Annotated in this window: 12 protein-coding genes; 6 read left to right on the forward strand and 6 right to left on the reverse strand. The window is 43.7% G+C overall.

Translation table 11 applies throughout. The annotated features are described in order from the left end of the window. From G517_RS21240 to G517_RS0111590, 3 genes are all read right to left on the reverse strand, one after another. Positions 1-6,301 (reverse strand): DUF4347 domain-containing protein (locus G517_RS21240; protein WP_028304550.1); only part of this gene is annotated, 6,301 nt, incomplete at its 3' end. 114 nt (positions 6,302-6,415) lie between these two features. After that, a complete protein-coding gene (locus tag G517_RS0111585; protein ID WP_028304551.1) occupies positions 6,416-7,240 on the reverse strand; it encodes a sulfotransferase family protein in 825 nt (274 codons plus the stop codon). A 292-nt stretch (positions 7,241-7,532) separates the two neighbouring features. Then, complete coding sequence (locus tag G517_RS0111590; protein ID WP_028304552.1) at positions 7,533-7,817, reverse strand: DUF6916 family protein; 285 nt, start codon at positions 7,815-7,817, stop codon at positions 7,533-7,535. A gap of 138 nt (positions 7,818-7,955) precedes the next feature. On the opposite strand from G517_RS0111590, the gene G517_RS0111595 reads away from it, so the two are divergent. The 6 genes from G517_RS0111595 to G517_RS0111625 all read left to right on the forward strand — a co-directional run bounded on the left by G517_RS0111595 (position 7,956) and on the right by G517_RS0111625 (position 13,568). Further along, positions 7,956-9,449: a methyltransferase domain-containing protein gene (locus G517_RS0111595; protein WP_084632185.1), complete on the forward strand. Its 1,494-nt coding sequence runs from the start codon at positions 7,956-7,958 to the stop codon at positions 9,447-9,449. Positions 9,450-9,597: 148 nt separating this feature from the next. Further along, positions 9,598-10,113 (forward strand): phage tail protein, encoded by a 516-nt coding sequence (locus G517_RS0111600; protein ID WP_028304554.1) that lies wholly within the window; start codon positions 9,598-9,600, stop codon positions 10,111-10,113. Between the two features lie 13 nt (positions 10,114-10,126). Next, positions 10,127-10,651 (forward strand): phage tail protein, encoded by a 525-nt coding sequence (locus G517_RS0111605; protein ID WP_028304555.1) that lies wholly within the window; start codon positions 10,127-10,129, stop codon positions 10,649-10,651. A gap of 24 nt (positions 10,652-10,675) precedes the next feature. After that, on the forward strand, positions 10,676-11,224 hold the full coding sequence (locus tag G517_RS0111610) for a phage tail protein (RefSeq protein WP_028304556.1): 549 nt from the start codon (positions 10,676-10,678) through the stop codon (positions 11,222-11,224). Between the two features lie 86 nt (positions 11,225-11,310). After that, positions 11,311-11,826: a GNAT family N-acetyltransferase gene (locus G517_RS18870; protein WP_169447911.1), complete on the forward strand. Its 516-nt coding sequence runs from the start codon at positions 11,311-11,313 to the stop codon at positions 11,824-11,826. An 821-nt stretch (positions 11,827-12,647) separates the two neighbouring features. Beyond that, positions 12,648-13,568: a phytanoyl-CoA dioxygenase family protein gene (locus G517_RS0111625; RefSeq protein ID WP_036591348.1), complete on the forward strand. Its 921-nt coding sequence runs from the start codon at positions 12,648-12,650 to the stop codon at positions 13,566-13,568. Between the two features lie 32 nt (positions 13,569-13,600). On the opposite strand, the gene G517_RS0111630 is transcribed toward G517_RS0111625, so the two are convergent. From G517_RS0111630 to G517_RS0111640, 3 genes are all read right to left on the reverse strand, one after another. Continuing rightward, positions 13,601-14,320, reverse strand: a complete 720-nt coding sequence (locus tag G517_RS0111630) for an aspartyl/asparaginyl beta-hydroxylase domain-containing protein (protein ID WP_028304558.1) — start codon at positions 14,318-14,320, stop codon at positions 13,601-13,603. Positions 14,321-14,372: 52 nt separating this feature from the next. Next, complete coding sequence (gene cysC / locus G517_RS18875) at positions 14,373-14,903, reverse strand: adenylyl-sulfate kinase (RefSeq protein ID WP_036591350.1); 531 nt, start codon at positions 14,901-14,903, stop codon at positions 14,373-14,375. Positions 14,904-15,317: 414 nt separating this feature from the next. After that, positions 15,318-15,962 (reverse strand): outer membrane beta-barrel protein (locus G517_RS0111640; protein ID WP_028304559.1); only part of this gene is annotated, 645 nt, incomplete at its 5' end.

The following is a 15,962-nucleotide window of genomic DNA, read 5'->3' on the forward strand; positions in this document are numbered from 1 at the left end:
CTAAGTTAACCCAATCTCCGGTGCTATCCTGTTTCCAGTAGCCGTTAACAGAGGCTTCACTGCTGACCAACAAGTTGAAATTTTGAATATCACCAGGGTTGGATACATCGGCTTTAAAACTGATTAACCCTAAGGGCATCGTTAAATCATCTGGTTTATCCACAGGGGCATCCTGCTGCTTAACATCGCGAATACTGGCCGATGATGAGCTAGAGGAGCCATTATCACCGGCGGCCACCGCTGTTGCCGCTAGAGTGATAAAGACCTTCGAAGCATTTGGCTCAACGGATACCTTACTGGTATTACGAAAAGGTACCGAAGATACATCGGATTGCTCGCTATCAGCGATACCGTCACCGTTACCGTCACCTAGTGTCTGTCCGTCGGTGGAAGGAACAAAATCTTCCACGCTGTCCGGTACTCCATCGCCATCGTTATCAGGCAAGTTACCCCATTCATCTTCTGGCGGCGTGGTTGGTGGCTCTGGCGTGGTTGGTGGCTCTGGCGTGGTTGGTTGTTCCACTACTTGTTCTAAAAAAGACAATGTATAGCTATCAGTGGAATATGCTTTCCCATCCGACACTTTAAAAGTAAAGCTACTGTCGCTATTACCACTGGCATTGGCTATGGATATATATTTTAGTTGGCCACCGTCAAGCTGAGCCTTTGTGACCTCCGCATTCAGGCTTATCGTATTACCCTCTAAACTGAGACTACCTAGAGCAGGCAGTGCCGTGATCTTGATTTTACTTAAGCTGTCATTAACATCGCTGTCATTAAAACCGAAGTCAGCAACCTTTAAGGTATAAGTGTTGTCTTCGTTCAGTGTTATGCTCTTATTCGTACCCGTTGGAAGTGTGTTATTGCTGGTGGAAACAGTCGAGACCAGAGTTAAGCCGGTTGTGGTGTCCTCGCCTGCACTTGCTACACCTCCATCGTCCTGTATGGACGTTAGAGAAATAATACGATTAACTACAGTTAAAGTTGTCGCATCATTACGATACTTCAGGTCATTAATTAAAGTCTGTATATCGGTTACGGAGTTATTACCCGAAGACGTATCAATCGTTACGGTAGTTGGTGCACCGACAACAACTGCTACGGTATACCCTCCTGTATTGATATTGGTACTACCGTTGCTCGTTAAGTCAACATCTGTACCGTTGAGCACTAAGAACTCTTTAGATGCGTCACTGACATTACTAACCGTTAGTACCAGCTGTTTAATATTCTGCCCAGTCTCAACGGTGTCGACCTGTGTGCTACTGAATAAGCTAACAGCTTGCTTACCTGTTATAAATGAAGGGTTGGTGCCAGTAGTTGCCAGAATTGGTGCATCATTGATATCTGTAATATTCAGAGTATAAGTAGCCGATGCTGAAGTCTGCCCCCCTATATCTGTTGTCGACCAGTTAAAATGGGCGACACTTGCACCTGACAAATCAGCGGTGGGCGTGAATTTTAGCTTGCTGATATCAACAATATTGATATTAACCGTACCACTAAGATTACCTACGGTTGTGTCATAGCTGATGCTGCCGACAGTGGAAGTGCCTGTGGTGCCTACTGAATCTAAGGATAAAGTACCGCCTACAACCGTTGAGGTATCAATGGTGATATATTCAATAGCTTCGTTACTCACATCTTTCGTCGTGAGCAATTCCGTAGCGGATAGATTGACAGCGGTGTCTTCATTGGCGCTGTCGGTGTAGCTTGCCGCTGTAGGCTTGGTCGTATCAATCACAGTCACCGTCGACGCTATCCCCCCCGTTGACCAAGTATCATCACCGCTGTTTGCCGTACCACCATTATCTTTTACTTCTGTGAGGGTAATGACTCGCGCACCTTCAGTGAAACTGCCTGAGGTATTTTCATAAGTCATCGCATTCAGAATGGCTTCAACCGTAGCCTCTGCAATGCCTACGTGGGTTAGCGTGACCGTTGCGGTTGTACCTGTAACTGAAACAGCATAGCCAAGGCTATTACCTGTTGTTGTGTCTGATGCTGCATTGGTCAAAGCCACAACAGTGCCGTCAACATTGATTTTTTCATCTGCACTGTCTTTTAAGCCACTAACCGTGAAGGTCACACTTTTGACCAAGTCTCCGGTATCTGGCACAGCCACATCAATTGCTGTGCTATTGAATAAGTCAGTGGCTGCACCATTGATGGCGTTACCCCCCGTGCCTGTCGCACTGACTGTCGGTGCATCATTCACCGGAGTAAAATTGACGGTAATGGTGGTTGCATTTGCACTTGTACCACCCTCACCATCATTGACTGAGATAACAACCGTATCGGTGGTAACGTTGTTGGATGATCCGGTATAGGTGACGTTGGAAGCGGTTGCCAAAAAGCTGTTAATTTCAGCAGCAGTACCCGTTAGCGTAATGGCATTGGTGCCGCTGTTACCAACAACGACGCCACCTGAACTTGTAGCGGTAAGCACTGCGGCAGTATCGGTTGCTGTCAGCGTTGCCACGACATCAGCCGTGGTATCCACGTCAGCAAATACAGGGGAGCCCGTAATCAGGTTGGTCGCGGTGTCTTCAATAGCGGTAATAGTTGTGGTGACACCTGTTAGCGTAGGGGCATCTTCAACCGCTGCTAGGTTGACCGTTAAGGTTGCGGGTGCAGAGACATCACCGCCCGCATCGGTTACCGTATAAACCACACTGCCGCTACTGGTGGAGTTGGCAGTTGGTGTGAACTGAATCAGCGTCAGATCGGCAATATTGATTTTGCTGCCCGCTGTTAACGCACCTGCGGTCGCTAATGTAGAGCTATCAGCTGCCGTACCAGCCGTTGGTGAGCCTGTTAGCGCCAACGTACCGCCGGATACACTGCTGATGGTGATATACCCCAGCGCATCAACAGCATTAGCCTCTTGAACCAAGACAATCTCTGATGTGGTCATGGTAAACGGCGTATCTTCAGTAGCCGCCTTGGTGGCGTTTGTTGCCGACGGGGTATCGCCATTCACCACATTGATGGTCGAAGTGATAGACACCGCAAGCGTATCATCACCGCTGTTAGCCGTACCGCCTGCATCTTTAACTTCGGTTAAGGTAAATACACGATTGCCTGCGGTGACGCCCCCCAGTGTATTTTGGTAGGTCATGCCGTTTAGGGCAGTCTGGAAAACCGTATTAGCGGCTGATGCTGCGTTATTACCCGTAACCACAACCGTTGCGGTGCCTGCATTGTATGTAACGGCATACGCAATATTCCCACCCGTTGCATTGGTCGAGCCGACAGTGGTCATTAAATCGACTGTAGAACCGTCAATGATCAGCTTTTCATTTGAGCTGTCCGCAAGCCCACTCACGGTAAAGGTTAGGCTGGCAATGTTCTGACCCGTCTCTACCGCACTGATAGTTGCACTAGAGAAAACAGAAACCGCTGCCCCAGCACCTGCCGCTGAACTATTGTCACCTGTGGCGGTAGCGGTAGGCTCGTCGTTCACCTCTGTAATCGTAATCGTTGGGGTTAAACTGTTGGAGTTGCTACTACCATCATTCGCAATAATGCTGAGCGTGTCGTTGCCGCTCTTATTGGCACTGGTGGCATAGGTGATATTTGTGGCACCTTGACTGCCTAAATAACCATTCAACTCAGATACGGTGCCCACCAGCGTGATGGTATAAGCATTCACTTGGGTCACATCAACATTATTGACCGTGCCCGTTGCCGTGGCTGACAGTGCCGCGCTGGTGTCTGCCACACTGAGGGTTATGGTGATATCACCTGTAGTATCGACATCCGCCAGACTAACCCCTGACAGGTTCATCGCCGTTGCAGGTGCATCTTCAAACTGAGCAAGCGTCGGCGTACCCGACAACACTGGCGCATCATTAACTGCACTGATATTGATATTGCTATCGGTAGCGTTCAAGTCAATATCACCCGATCCCGCCCCGTCATTGATTTTGATGTCTACCGTTGCGGCGGGGCTGCCATTATCATTTGCAGCGCCCGTGTACTGAATATTGGAGGCAGTATTGATATAGCTGTCTATATTGGCCGCTGTGCCCGTCAGGGTTAAGGTTCCGGTGGTTGAACCCCCAATCGCAACGCCACCGCCACTGCTGGCAGTAAATGTACCTTCAGTCGCCGTTAGGGTTAAAACAACGGTTGCATCACCATCTACATCGGCAAGCGTCATACCGCTGAGATCAAAGTTACCTGCGGTATCTTCCGTAAAAGAGAAGCTGGTCGGTACAGTACCTGTTTGGGTTGGGGCATCGTTAACGGCGGTAATATCAAGATTAAACGTCCCTAAAGCAACGTCGCCACTACCATCACCATCATTTATTTTGACCGCAACTGTTCGTGCATTTTGACCATTTTCATTCAGGACACTGGTGTATTTGATAAAGGTCGAGGTATTTAAATAGGTATCAATTTTACTGATAGTACCTGTTAAGGTGAGTGTCCCTGTACCTGAACCACCAATGACGACACCGCCATTATCACTGGCTGCGAGAGTACCGCCTGAGGCCGTTAGGGTCAGTGTCATGTCACCCGCTGAATCAGCATCGGCTAACGTGAGTCCCGAAAGATCAAGATTACTGGCTGTGTCTTCTACAGCAGTGATGTCGGTAGGAAAAGTGCCTGTTTGGGTGGGGGCTGCGTTAGGAGGGCCATAGTTGGAATCGATCGTGCCGCCGCCATTAAAGACCTGAACCTGACTATCACCCGCAGCCCCAGCCGCTGCCGTTCCACTACCATTACCACCACTGCCCCCAGCAGCTTTGTTATTGGTAAAAGTCACCGTATTGTTGTAGTTCAGCGTGCCTGTAGCTGCATTAAAGATACCTGCACCGGTATCACCACCATCACCACCGACGCCAGTACTACCGCCACCGCCACCGCCACCGCCACCTGCTGCCGCATTGTCAGACAGTGTTGAATTAGTGATGGTCAGCGTACCTTCGTTGTAAATAGCCCCACCTGCATCACCGCCTTTAGCACCTATAGTATTATCACCTGTTTTATAACCGGAACCGCCGCCACCGCCGCCAATACCATTACCACCAGAGATATTAACAAAGGCTCCATCACCACCGATACCGCCACGATATGACGGTGTATTCCAGTTATCGCCACCTGAACCTCCTGCTGTAGTCGAGCCTCCTGAACCACCAACTATTGCAGATGAATTACCATCTTTACCACCTTGGCCACCTGCAGCACCAGAATAACCGTAATTATTAAATCCCGAATATTTAAAACCGGCACCGCCGCCGCCCGTGCCTGAACCTCCAGCGCCACCGCCAGCGCCAAGATAGTTTTTACCACCATCGCCGCCGCCAATACCGTTATAACCAGAACCACCGCCACCGCCAGCCGCTCCGGTTGTACCACCATTGGTATAAACACCCGCACCACCACCACCAGTGGCCAGATTGTGACTCAGGGTGCTGTTGATAACGCTCAGAGTGCCCTTGTTATAAATCCCCCCTCCTTTACCAGCATCCCCTGGATTATTTCCCTGCGCCGTACCACCATTACCACTGACTAAACCTTCACGAATAATCAGACCATCTAGAGTCACCGTGCCTGATGTTATGGATAAAACTCGGCTGCTGTAATTAGCATCCAGAGTAATGTCGGCGGTACCATTATCGTCCCTGTCCCCATCAATAATCAGGTTCTTATTAATAACCAGTTCACCAGAACTAAGCTGAATATTATAATCCGCATCAAATGCAACCGTATCGCCTGAGCTAGCACTAGTAATAGCCTGCCGTAGAGAACCCGCTCCAGAGTCATTACTATTTGTAACCGTAATCGTAGCTAAACTCTGCTGATAATTAGCAATATTGATTGTCTCTGCTTCAATAGCACCAGATTGCACTTCTAACTGCCAGTTGCCAGCATCACCGCCTGTTCTATCATTGGATGCAGCGACATCTGCCCCTGTTAAGTTGGATAGCGACTCAACAAACTGCGCCCCTTTTTCACCTGCACCAGTATTACAACTGTAAAGTAAAAGGTCGCCTTCTTCTGCTATATGGCTGCCAATTTGCCCGAGTACTTCGGTATAATCTGACAGATTATCAGCTGATAGGTAACTACTGCCCAGCCATAAACTTCCCTCCCAGCCGTGCGCAACCAAGTGAATTTCGGGCACACTTTCCTGTCCTGCCAAAACTTGGGCGATCTGTTGTAAGCCATCTTCCTTTGTATCAAGAACTATAACCTGAGTCTCTTTAGGCAAGGAGGCTAAAATCTGGTCGATATCATTAACACGACTATCGATGACAATTAGAGAGGAGTTATTGGCAGTTGGAGTCATGGGTATCATAATCCTTTATACCTAGTTTTACTGAAATAAAACTGTTGATTTTATCTGATGGCTAAGAAGCTATTTAACATCGAAAACACTACATTTAACGGAGGGTAAAATAATTTATTTTTCCGGTGTTATAATGTTGGCTTCAGAGTTTTTTAAATCTTTCCAGAAAGACATATCAGCATAGGAGTCAAATAAGTCTGGGGGTAGAATAGTTTTTTTATCATTAATTTTAACTTTGGTCTCCACAGTATGTAAGTCTGGAATACCTAAGTTATGATCAAAATCAGGGGCATTGTATTGAATGCTATTAAAATCGTGATCAAATAAAGGCTCATCAATAAACTGATAAACCAGACGCATTACATCTGAAGGAGACCTAGTGAGTAGCTCATAATCAACTAACAACAAAGAACTGGCATGAGGGCCATAGACGGCTTCTTTTAATGCACACCAAGCAAAGCCTACCAGGCGATCACGCTGACCCAATGTATCAATACGGCTAAAAACTGTGTTTCTTTCTGCGAGGTTATTAAACAAGCGCGTATTTTCAAAAGGGTATTTTTGATATTGACGCTCTAAGCTATCCATAATCCAAGCTACATTACGAACGCAACAGATCACTTTAGACTCAGGGAACAAGCTATTTAAAGCAGGCAATCTGGCACACCAATTACGACTGGTATCAAAAACAACCTGTTTATCCGCTTGGTCTTTATAGTAAGAGTCAAACAACCCCAATAATAAAGTTCGCCTTTTTTCTTCATTCACAACCAAAGCGAACTCACTGCCAGCACTAAACTGAGAAATAACAGCATCAAACAAGCCGCTAACAGGACTGGTCATTCCAGCATGAAATAAAGGATTCTGTTGTAAAATTGCAGCTAAAAGAGTTGACCCTGAACGGGGCAATCCCGAAATAAAATGCATCCTTTTTGACATGGTTTATATTCCTTCTTAAGGTCATTCTATATGAAAAGATAGAGCTAAAATCCTAGGTAAAACCCTAATATATTTAGGTCATGCCCTAGACTTATCTGTTAAACTGAAGGCGACTACAGAGCCTGTGCGCAATGCCATTGAATCGTTGACAACTTGAAAGGAACATCAACAGCAGGAACGTTGTCTTCGCTACATGTTAAATTTTTAGATGTTAAATCTTGCTACCTCGCACTAGGCAAGGGCTAGCAAGGTTCAGGCTGTAGAAAAACATAACAACTTTCGGTTCAGAAACTTAGTTGAAAACAGCTTGATAAATGAATCGGCCACCTTCAGGCTGCACTGGCACAATAAATATATCTTTCAACTCCTCACCAAACTTAAATTTATAGAGGCCTTGATTGAGATGCAGGTCATTATCAGAAGAAAAAATCAAATAGAAAGAAAAATACTCCACACCATCTTTGATATATGGATATTTTTTTTCGACAACTTCATCCAAGTTCAAATCATAACAAAAATCATCAAATAAAACTGTAACACTTTGATTTTTATACTTATTAAAGAAATCTACACCCATATCGTCTTCACCTCTTATCAGTAATAGAAATTATTATAGTCTGCGCAGTCAAAATAGCCATCAACTAAAAAGATATTTTAAACATAAAATAATAGTGATAGCATCATCAGAACCAGCAATAAACTAGATAGCGATCGTATGACTCTAGCAAAAAATCAGGTGCTGAAAATTGAACAGTACCTTTCTTCAAGCCAATACTGCCAAGCAGAAGTCCTTTTACGGAAAATTCTTTGCAAAATGGAAAATTGCTCAACTTATCTTCCGTATTTATACCAGACACTCTTTAGTTTAGGAAAATATTATGACTTGATAAATGAGATTCACCAATCACTACCCCATTTATCAGACCAAAATGAGGGGCTTTTCTACCTCTATAAATCCCATATCGCTATAGGACAATATGAAGGTGCTATAGTAGCTATTGATAAAATTTCATCTATAGTATCGGAGACTCTCCCTTTTTTGATGGATAAAGCAATTTGTTACTATCATCTTTCTGATCTTGATTCTGCAGAGAGGATTATTCATGAAATAGCTCTATTACAACCAGACAGTGCGGCTGTTCATAATAACCTTGGTAATATTCAGAAAGATAGAGGCCGTATTAACACTGCATTAGCATCATTCAAGCGATCAATTCAGCTGTCTCCCTGTATGGTAGATGCCTATATTGGAGCAGGCGTTACCAGTTTGATGAAAGGTGATCGAATTGAGGGCGAAAGGTACTTTATTTCTGCTATAAACATCGATTCAAGAAACTATTTAGCTCAATCCCATCTCGCTCACTTTTACTATAAAGAAAAAGCTTTTGATAAAGCGGAAAAATTATGGATTCAGCTGTCAAATCAATATCCCGCTCATACAGGTAGCTATCTATCCTTATCTAATCTCTATCAAAAGACTGGCCGACCAGAACAAGCTATTGAAATTCTAGACCGATGCTTGTTGATCGATCCTAACTGTGGAACGGTTGCTCATATTAACTCAGCACTCAAACAAGAAACAACAGATACAGCACCTGCCAGCTATATAAAAGAACTCTTTGATGGCTACGCAGATAGCTTTGAGAAGCACTTAACCCAAGAACTGAATTATCAAACGCCAGAGCAACTTTTTGCTCTATGGCAGAAACATAATAATAAGCCATCCAATCTCGGAAAAACTCTAGATCTTGGCTGCGGGACAGGTTTATCGGCAAGACCTTTTTATATCTACACAACCTATTTAACCGGTATTGATCTTTCCGAAGGCATGGTAGAGATCGCTAGAGATAAAGGGATATACAATGAGCTTATTATTAGTGATATATACCCATACCTTGCCAACAATCAGAGTAAATTTGATACCTGCTTGGCAATAGATGTCCTTAACTACAGCGGCAATTTATACAATCTTTTTCCTAAAATACATTCATCCCTAGAACCACACGGATTATTTTTATTCTCAACCGAAGCCAGTGAAACAGCAGATTACACCTTACAAAAAAATGGTCGCTATCAACATTCAAAAACTTATATCGATAAATTACTAAAAACAACAGGTTTTAGAATCATTGCGGCACATACAGCAGAGATAAGAAAAGAAAAAGACCAATGGGTCGAAGGCGATTTATATATCACTCAAAAGATATAGATCACTCTACGCCATAACACCCAGTACAAAAGCGCGCCACGTACCCCAAAAATATTTCGGTATTTTCTAGATAGCAAGTTAGGGAATACAGCAATCTTAGAGAATATTTTATTTGGGTACTTTATTTAAATGATGAAAGGAGAAAAAAATGTCTGAACCATTTTTAGGGGAAATCAGAATGGTGGGCTTTAATTTTGCCCCCAGAGGCTGGGCATTTTGTGATGGCCAGATTCTGCCGATTAACCAAAACCAGTCCTTATATTCTTTACTTGGCACCACCTATGGCGGTGATGGTCGCACCTCTTTTGCCCTGCCTGACTTAAGAAGCCGTACGTCTTTGCATAAAGGAGACGGCTATCAATTAGGACAAAAAGGAGGGGTAGAGGCAGTCACTCTAACGGCAGCTGAAATGGCAGCACACACTCATACCATGCAAGCATCACCTGATCTACCCGATCATTATACTCCTGGAGCAGGAGGCAATCGCTCTTTAGCTCAAGGCATGGATTCGATCTACTCTGACCCTTCATCTAGTACAGCTCGTACACTAAATGATGCTGCGGTGACAAATAGCGGCGGTGGTCAAGCTCACAACAATATGCAACCCAGTCTTGTCCTAAGCTTTTGCATTGCCCTACAGGGCTTATTCCCTTCCAGAAACTAAAAGGAATATTAGTATGTCAGAACCATTTGTTGGCGAAATCCGTATGTTTGCCGGTAATTTTGCACCACGCGGCTGGGCTTTCTGTGATGGGCAACTTTTGGCCGTCAGCCAGAATGATGCACTGTTTTCACTACTCGGCACCATTTATGGTGGCGATGGCCGCACCACCTTTGGCTTACCCGATATGCGCGGTAGAATCCCCTTGCACCAAGGCCAAGGCCCAGGGCTCAGTTCACGTAGACTAGGTGCCAAATTTGGCGATGAATCAGTAACACTCACCACAAACCAGCTACCCTCACATAGCCATGGGTCAGTCGCTTGTAACACAGCGGCTACTACCGACTCTCCTCAAGGGAAAGTACTTGCCAAACCCAACACAGAAGATATGTATACCCCCCCTACTGCCGGAACAAACGTGTCACTCAGCCCAGCAACGATAATAAATTCAGGGGGCTCTCGATCACACACCAATCTGATGCCAACATTATGCGTCAACTTTATTATGGCCCTTGTGGGTATCTACCCCTCTCGTAACTGATTCTGTATTTATAAGGAAATGATTATGTCTGAACCCTTTATCGCCGAAATTCGACTCATGGCACTTAACTTTGCTCCAAGAGGCTGGGCATTCTGTGACGGGCAACTATTGCCTATTGCACAAAACACCGCATTATTTTCTTTGATTGGTACCACTTATGGCGGCGACGGTAGAACCACTACCGCTTTACCCAACCTTCAAGATCGGGTACCTATGCACCCAGGCAGAGGACCAGGATTAACGTCACGACGCTTAGGGCAAAGAGTAGGGGTTGACACAGTAACCCTTTCTGAAGCACAAATCCCTTCCCACACTCATACCTATCGCGCCGTTCAGGCAAACAGCACAACGAATGAACCAAATGGGAATCTAATGGTTGGCGAGGGCGTTCCAGGAGGATCTAAAGGCGCTATTCCTGTTGAGTTCTATAAGCAAGATGCAACCAATATGGTATCTATGTCTTCTGCCTCCCTAACCACAGCAGGCGGAGGTCAGTCCCATGAAAACCGGCAGCCTTACCTAACACTCAACTACTGTATTGCATTAACGGGGCTATACCCTAGCCGGGGCTAATCAATTTTTATTTCAGGAAGTAAGGCATGATATTCAATAAAACATCTTTTATTCTTCGACCACTTGACTGTTCATCTGATAAGGATATGTCAGATATAAGTGCTTTATACGCGTCAACCCGTTATGCAGAAATGAGTGCTTCTGGTTGGCCTAAAGAACAGATCGATCTCTTTCTAAAAAGCCAGTTCGAGTCTCAACATACTTTCTATATGGAGCAATACTCTACTGCTAGCTTTGATCTGATACAGATCGAGGACAAGGTAGTCGGGCGCTTTTATGTTGACCGGTCAGAGAAGCAAGTGATTATTGTCGATATCGCTTTATTTCCTGAATACCGCAATCAGAAAATTGGCGAACAACTGATCACGGCTCTTCAACAAGAAATTTTAGACCCAGAACAGCGTCTGACGATTCATGTTGAACATGTTAACCCAGCCCTGTCCTTTTATAAGCGCTTAGGCTTCTATCCTGTGGAATTAAAAGGCGTGTATATTCTTATGGAGTGGGTCAATTCAGCAGAAATAAGGACTGAAAAAAGAGCTCAATATGAACCTCAATTAAATGAGGAACTGTATCAAATATCGGGTAAGCTCTTCACTTAATTATTTATATTATAACACTAAAAATTTTTCTAATTAAAATATAATAAATCATGGTGCTGCATTTATATTAGTTCTACTAAAAAAATAAAATATTATTTTTTAAAGCCAGATCTCTAATTTTTTTATCAAGCCAATCATTATAAATTAGGTCGATGGATAGATTGATACGCTCTTTCGAGCTATTGTTAAATGCAGCATGAGGGTTACTTAGTCGCATATACCAAATCTCACCTGGCTGCATAGGCACTATTTATTAAAAATATAACATCCTTAACAGAGATATTTGGAATAATTAGCCGAATAGAAAATCTATGAATAGCATCAAGAGTAGGATCTGTATGCTTTTTAACACTAGCACCAGACTATAAACGCATTAGTTAGTTCGGTTTCAAATAGCCCAGTGATAGACTTTATGTAAGGGCATAGCTTCATTTCATAGCTATCAACCTAGTCATACAGAGAAGGATCTGAATAATCAACATCTATATCATCCCTTATAGGCTTAATTCTAGGGCTGCACAAAGGAATGACGCTATAATAAATATAACTATTCTGCAACAAATTAGGCAGTAATTTTTCTACCTCTTTTAGCAATCGCTCAGAGTCTAGAGAAAAGACCTATACTATTCAGTCTGTAATTTGTTTTGCAAAATTATTCAATCCATTATCCGAAAAAATATCTTATTCCTTTAAAAAATTAATGATAGATTTAACAGGTAATCATACAAAATATAAAACTATTCAATTATTATTAACCTGTATTTACATTGTATAATTATAAATAGATTATAGAATGCAAGCCTCATAAAAAGGAGAACTTCATGAGCACCTTCAGCATTACAGAACAGCAAAAGCATGATTATCAAACTAAAGGCTATATTAAGTTAGAGAATGCCGTACCCGCAGAGCTACTGAAAAGATGGCAGGAAAAGGCCAAGCTGCTAGAAGAAAAAGCGATGCAGGCACACAACAGTAGCGAACACCTACACGGAGCCTGTGTTGTTCAAGACCCCGTTGGCCCACGGCTTATGCGGTATGATGATCTGCATATTGTGGAAACAGCGCTATCTATTGAGCTGTTGTCTTGCCCCTCCATGATGGCTATTGCAAGAGAGTTATGTGGTAGAGGCGCAGTACCATTGCAGATGGATCTTCTTTACAAGCAACAACATCCTCATCCTGTGATTAAATGGCATCAAGGTGCTCAACATCCGAGAAATTTTCCTTACTTAAATATTGGTGTCTACCTAGATGATGCACCAAAGGGCGATGGCTGTTTAAGATACGTGGCGGGCACTCAGAATAAGTTATTAGATATAGAAAAGGTCTCAGCAGACCATGGCTGGGATGTACCCGGTGTAATTGAACTTCCAGCAAAAGCTGGCGATATTTTGATTCAAGATATGATGATTCTACACGGCTCCCAACCCAAACGGTCACTGGGAGTTAGGCGCACTATTTATATTGAATATCGCCCCTTTGACGGTATTTATGAAAGCGGCGCACAAAGCGAAGAATGGGCTGATTTGAGAAAACAATGGATGGCTCAGGTCATTGAGCATGCCGATCAGCAAGAGTGGCCTGAGGAGTGGAGACAAGACTACCCCACAGCCGTCAGTAACTTGGACTCATTGATGCAAGTACTACATGAAAAACGTGAGCCACCAATTCCTGCTGTATGGGGCATTAATCAGGTAGAGCTAGAAGACTATCCCGTACCTGCCGATATGAAAGATTGGTAATCTCTAAATGGAACATGAGCATTGCCTTGCCATCAATGCTCATGGTGCTTTTGCCATAGAGATGTTAAGTTCTGCGCAAGTGCTCTAGCACCATCAGCATCCAAACGGTCTAGTTGTTCGATCACTTGTAAGATATTCTCATCTGTAATGTCTGGACTACCGTATTTATATTCAACAACTGTTTTTTCATAGCCTGTGTTGATAAATAAACCTCTAAGCCAATCATTCACTATGCAGTCTATGACCAAGTGAACCCTATCTACACTGCTACCGTTTTTAACTTCATGCGGATAGTTGGCATTCATATACCAACACTCCCCTTCGGCAAAATGCACAGGTTGATCATTAATCAGAAAGGTCACATCAGCATGGGTTTGGATGGGGATATGCAAACGCACACAGCCGTCTTCAAAGCAAAGATCCATATCGGTATGACGGCGTATTTCCTCTCCTGCCTTAAGTAACATTAAGCGAGCAGACACTATGTTACACTGAAAGCTGGAGACGACTTCCTTTAAATAATCAGATTGTTCTAAGTACAGAGTGTTTTGATAACGCTCAGGATTTAACTCGGCAACGGTAATACTGTCCACTTTACCATCTACAGATCGTAGCGGTAACGCACACCAGCCTCCATCATGTACCGATTGGTTAATATGACTAACCCATTGGTTGTGTAGCAGTTTTTCAAGATCTTGTTGCAGACGCTTACTGTTAAAGGTGAGAGGTAACTTATGGTAAGCGTCAGTCATGATTACGTCCTTTCTAGATATTTTATTCTCTTTATATCTCAAACTTAGACACTTAAATATGACCTAATATTGTATTTACCATTCTTGGCACACTAATAGTTGCAGTATCAAACTGGAATTCTGGCTTTATTGGCGCTTCATAAGGCGCATCAATGCCTGTCATGCCTGATATTTTTCCCTCAAGGGCTTTAGCGTATAACCCCTTTGGATCTCTGCTGATACAGGTTTCTAAAGAAGGCGCTAAGTATATTTCGGTAAACTGGTTTTTAGGAATGCTATTACGAATCTTGTCACGCTCTTTTTGGTAAGGTGAGATAAGCGCACATATCACTGTAATATTATTATTTATCAATAAACGAGCGACCTCACCTGCACGGCGAATATTTTCTTTTCTATCTGCTTCATTTAGACCTAAATCAGAACACAATCCTTGCCTTAAATTATCACCATCTAAAACTATAACTTTTTTTTGCTGTTCTGATAGTGATTGATAGAGAGCTTGTGCTAAGGTTGTTTTACCTGATGCAGATAATCCTGTGATCCAAAATAGATGTGGTGAGTTTAGTGATTTATTTTTTGACATATAAAAACTCTAATATTTTAGCGCTTTCAGTGTGTTCAATTTTTCTTATAAGCTTGGCACTAACTAACCAACTTGTCCATCTGGCCACCTAAATTATCTAAAAATTAAATTAAAGCGTGGTTATTTTTGGTTTAGTATTTTAGGCACTGCATGTTTATATTGATCCTGACAGCCCTGGCCCATTATTACTATACTACCATCTCAGTGATTTCATTTTTCTGACAGTTAACAGACCCCGATGAAGGGGCCGAGTAATACTACGTAGGCTGAAATTATTATGCGGACACAATTTGTATTGTGTCGCACTATTCAATAGAGAGTTCTTTCTATGCTATTCCACCTTAACCAATTATGGATTAGGTGTTGCGCTCAGAATTGGCCGTTAAGTGTGAAGAAGTAAGCGTAGGCAATAGATCAAAAATAATAACCCACGCCTGCGGTGATGAGATCCACGTCCTGTTTGCCAAGAAGGTCTGGTTCGGTGTTCAGCAAACGCCGCCAGTTGAGCTGTAGCTGCCACTCCGGTTTAAACTGATAACCTACCCCTAAGCCTAATGCCGGAACCCACTCCTGACTGGATTGACGGGTGCTTTCTGAGGTTTCACTCACTACCGTGCCAACATTATTTCGACTGGCTCCAGACGCTTCACCTCGGCTGGTTTGGTCTAACCACGCTAGCCCCAGAGAACCTCGTAATTGCCACTGCTTCGTTAAGGGTAGCTGGCCGATGAGGCTCAGCATCAAAGCATCCTGTTCGACGCTTTCTTTAATGGTACGGTGACGCGTAATGCCTGCGGTAGTATCTGTGGTTTCTGAGCGGGCAGAGGCCTCTCCCAGATTCAGATAGCTCACCTCAACCGCGAAATGGGGTGAGTATTCATAACCGACACCGATAATCAGGGCGGTATCTGTCTTATTCTCTGTTAAACGGGCGCTGCCACCAGCGGCTTCAATACTGTTATTAAAGGCCTCAAAATGACTGATGTTCATATCTGAGCGGGACTGGCCTGCTTCAAGCTGCAAATAAGCGTTACCTGCCTGTGCATTCAGAGCGAAAAG

Source organism: Oceanospirillum maris DSM 6286 (assembly GCF_000422865.1).
GTDB lineage: Bacteria > Pseudomonadota > Gammaproteobacteria > Pseudomonadales > Halomonadaceae > Oceanospirillum > Oceanospirillum maris.

Coding starts and splice junctions, on each gene's coding strand:
- G517_RS0111585 (WP_028304551.1), bottom strand. CDS start 7,240: ATGTCAAAAAGGATGCATTTTATTTCGGGATTGCCCCGTTCAGGGTCA.
- G517_RS0111590 (WP_028304552.1), bottom strand. CDS start 7,817: ATGGGTGTAGATTTCTTTAATAAGTATAAAAATCAAAGTGTTACAGTT.
- G517_RS0111595 (WP_084632185.1), top strand. CDS start 7,956: ATGACTCTAGCAAAAAATCAGGTGCTGAAAATTGAACAGTACCTTTCT.
- G517_RS0111600 (WP_028304554.1), top strand. CDS start 9,598: ATGTCTGAACCATTTTTAGGGGAAATCAGAATGGTGGGCTTTAATTTT.
- G517_RS0111605 (WP_028304555.1), top strand. CDS start 10,127: ATGTCAGAACCATTTGTTGGCGAAATCCGTATGTTTGCCGGTAATTTT.
- G517_RS0111610 (WP_028304556.1), top strand. CDS start 10,676: ATGTCTGAACCCTTTATCGCCGAAATTCGACTCATGGCACTTAACTTT.
- G517_RS18870 (WP_169447911.1), top strand. CDS start 11,311: ATGTCAGATATAAGTGCTTTATACGCGTCAACCCGTTATGCAGAAATG.
- G517_RS0111625 (WP_036591348.1), top strand. CDS start 12,648: ATGAGCACCTTCAGCATTACAGAACAGCAAAAGCATGATTATCAAACT.
- G517_RS0111630 (WP_028304558.1), bottom strand. CDS start 14,320: ATGACTGACGCTTACCATAAGTTACCTCTCACCTTTAACAGTAAGCGT.
- cysC (WP_036591350.1), bottom strand. CDS start 14,903: ATGTCAAAAAATAAATCACTAAACTCACCACATCTATTTTGGATCACA.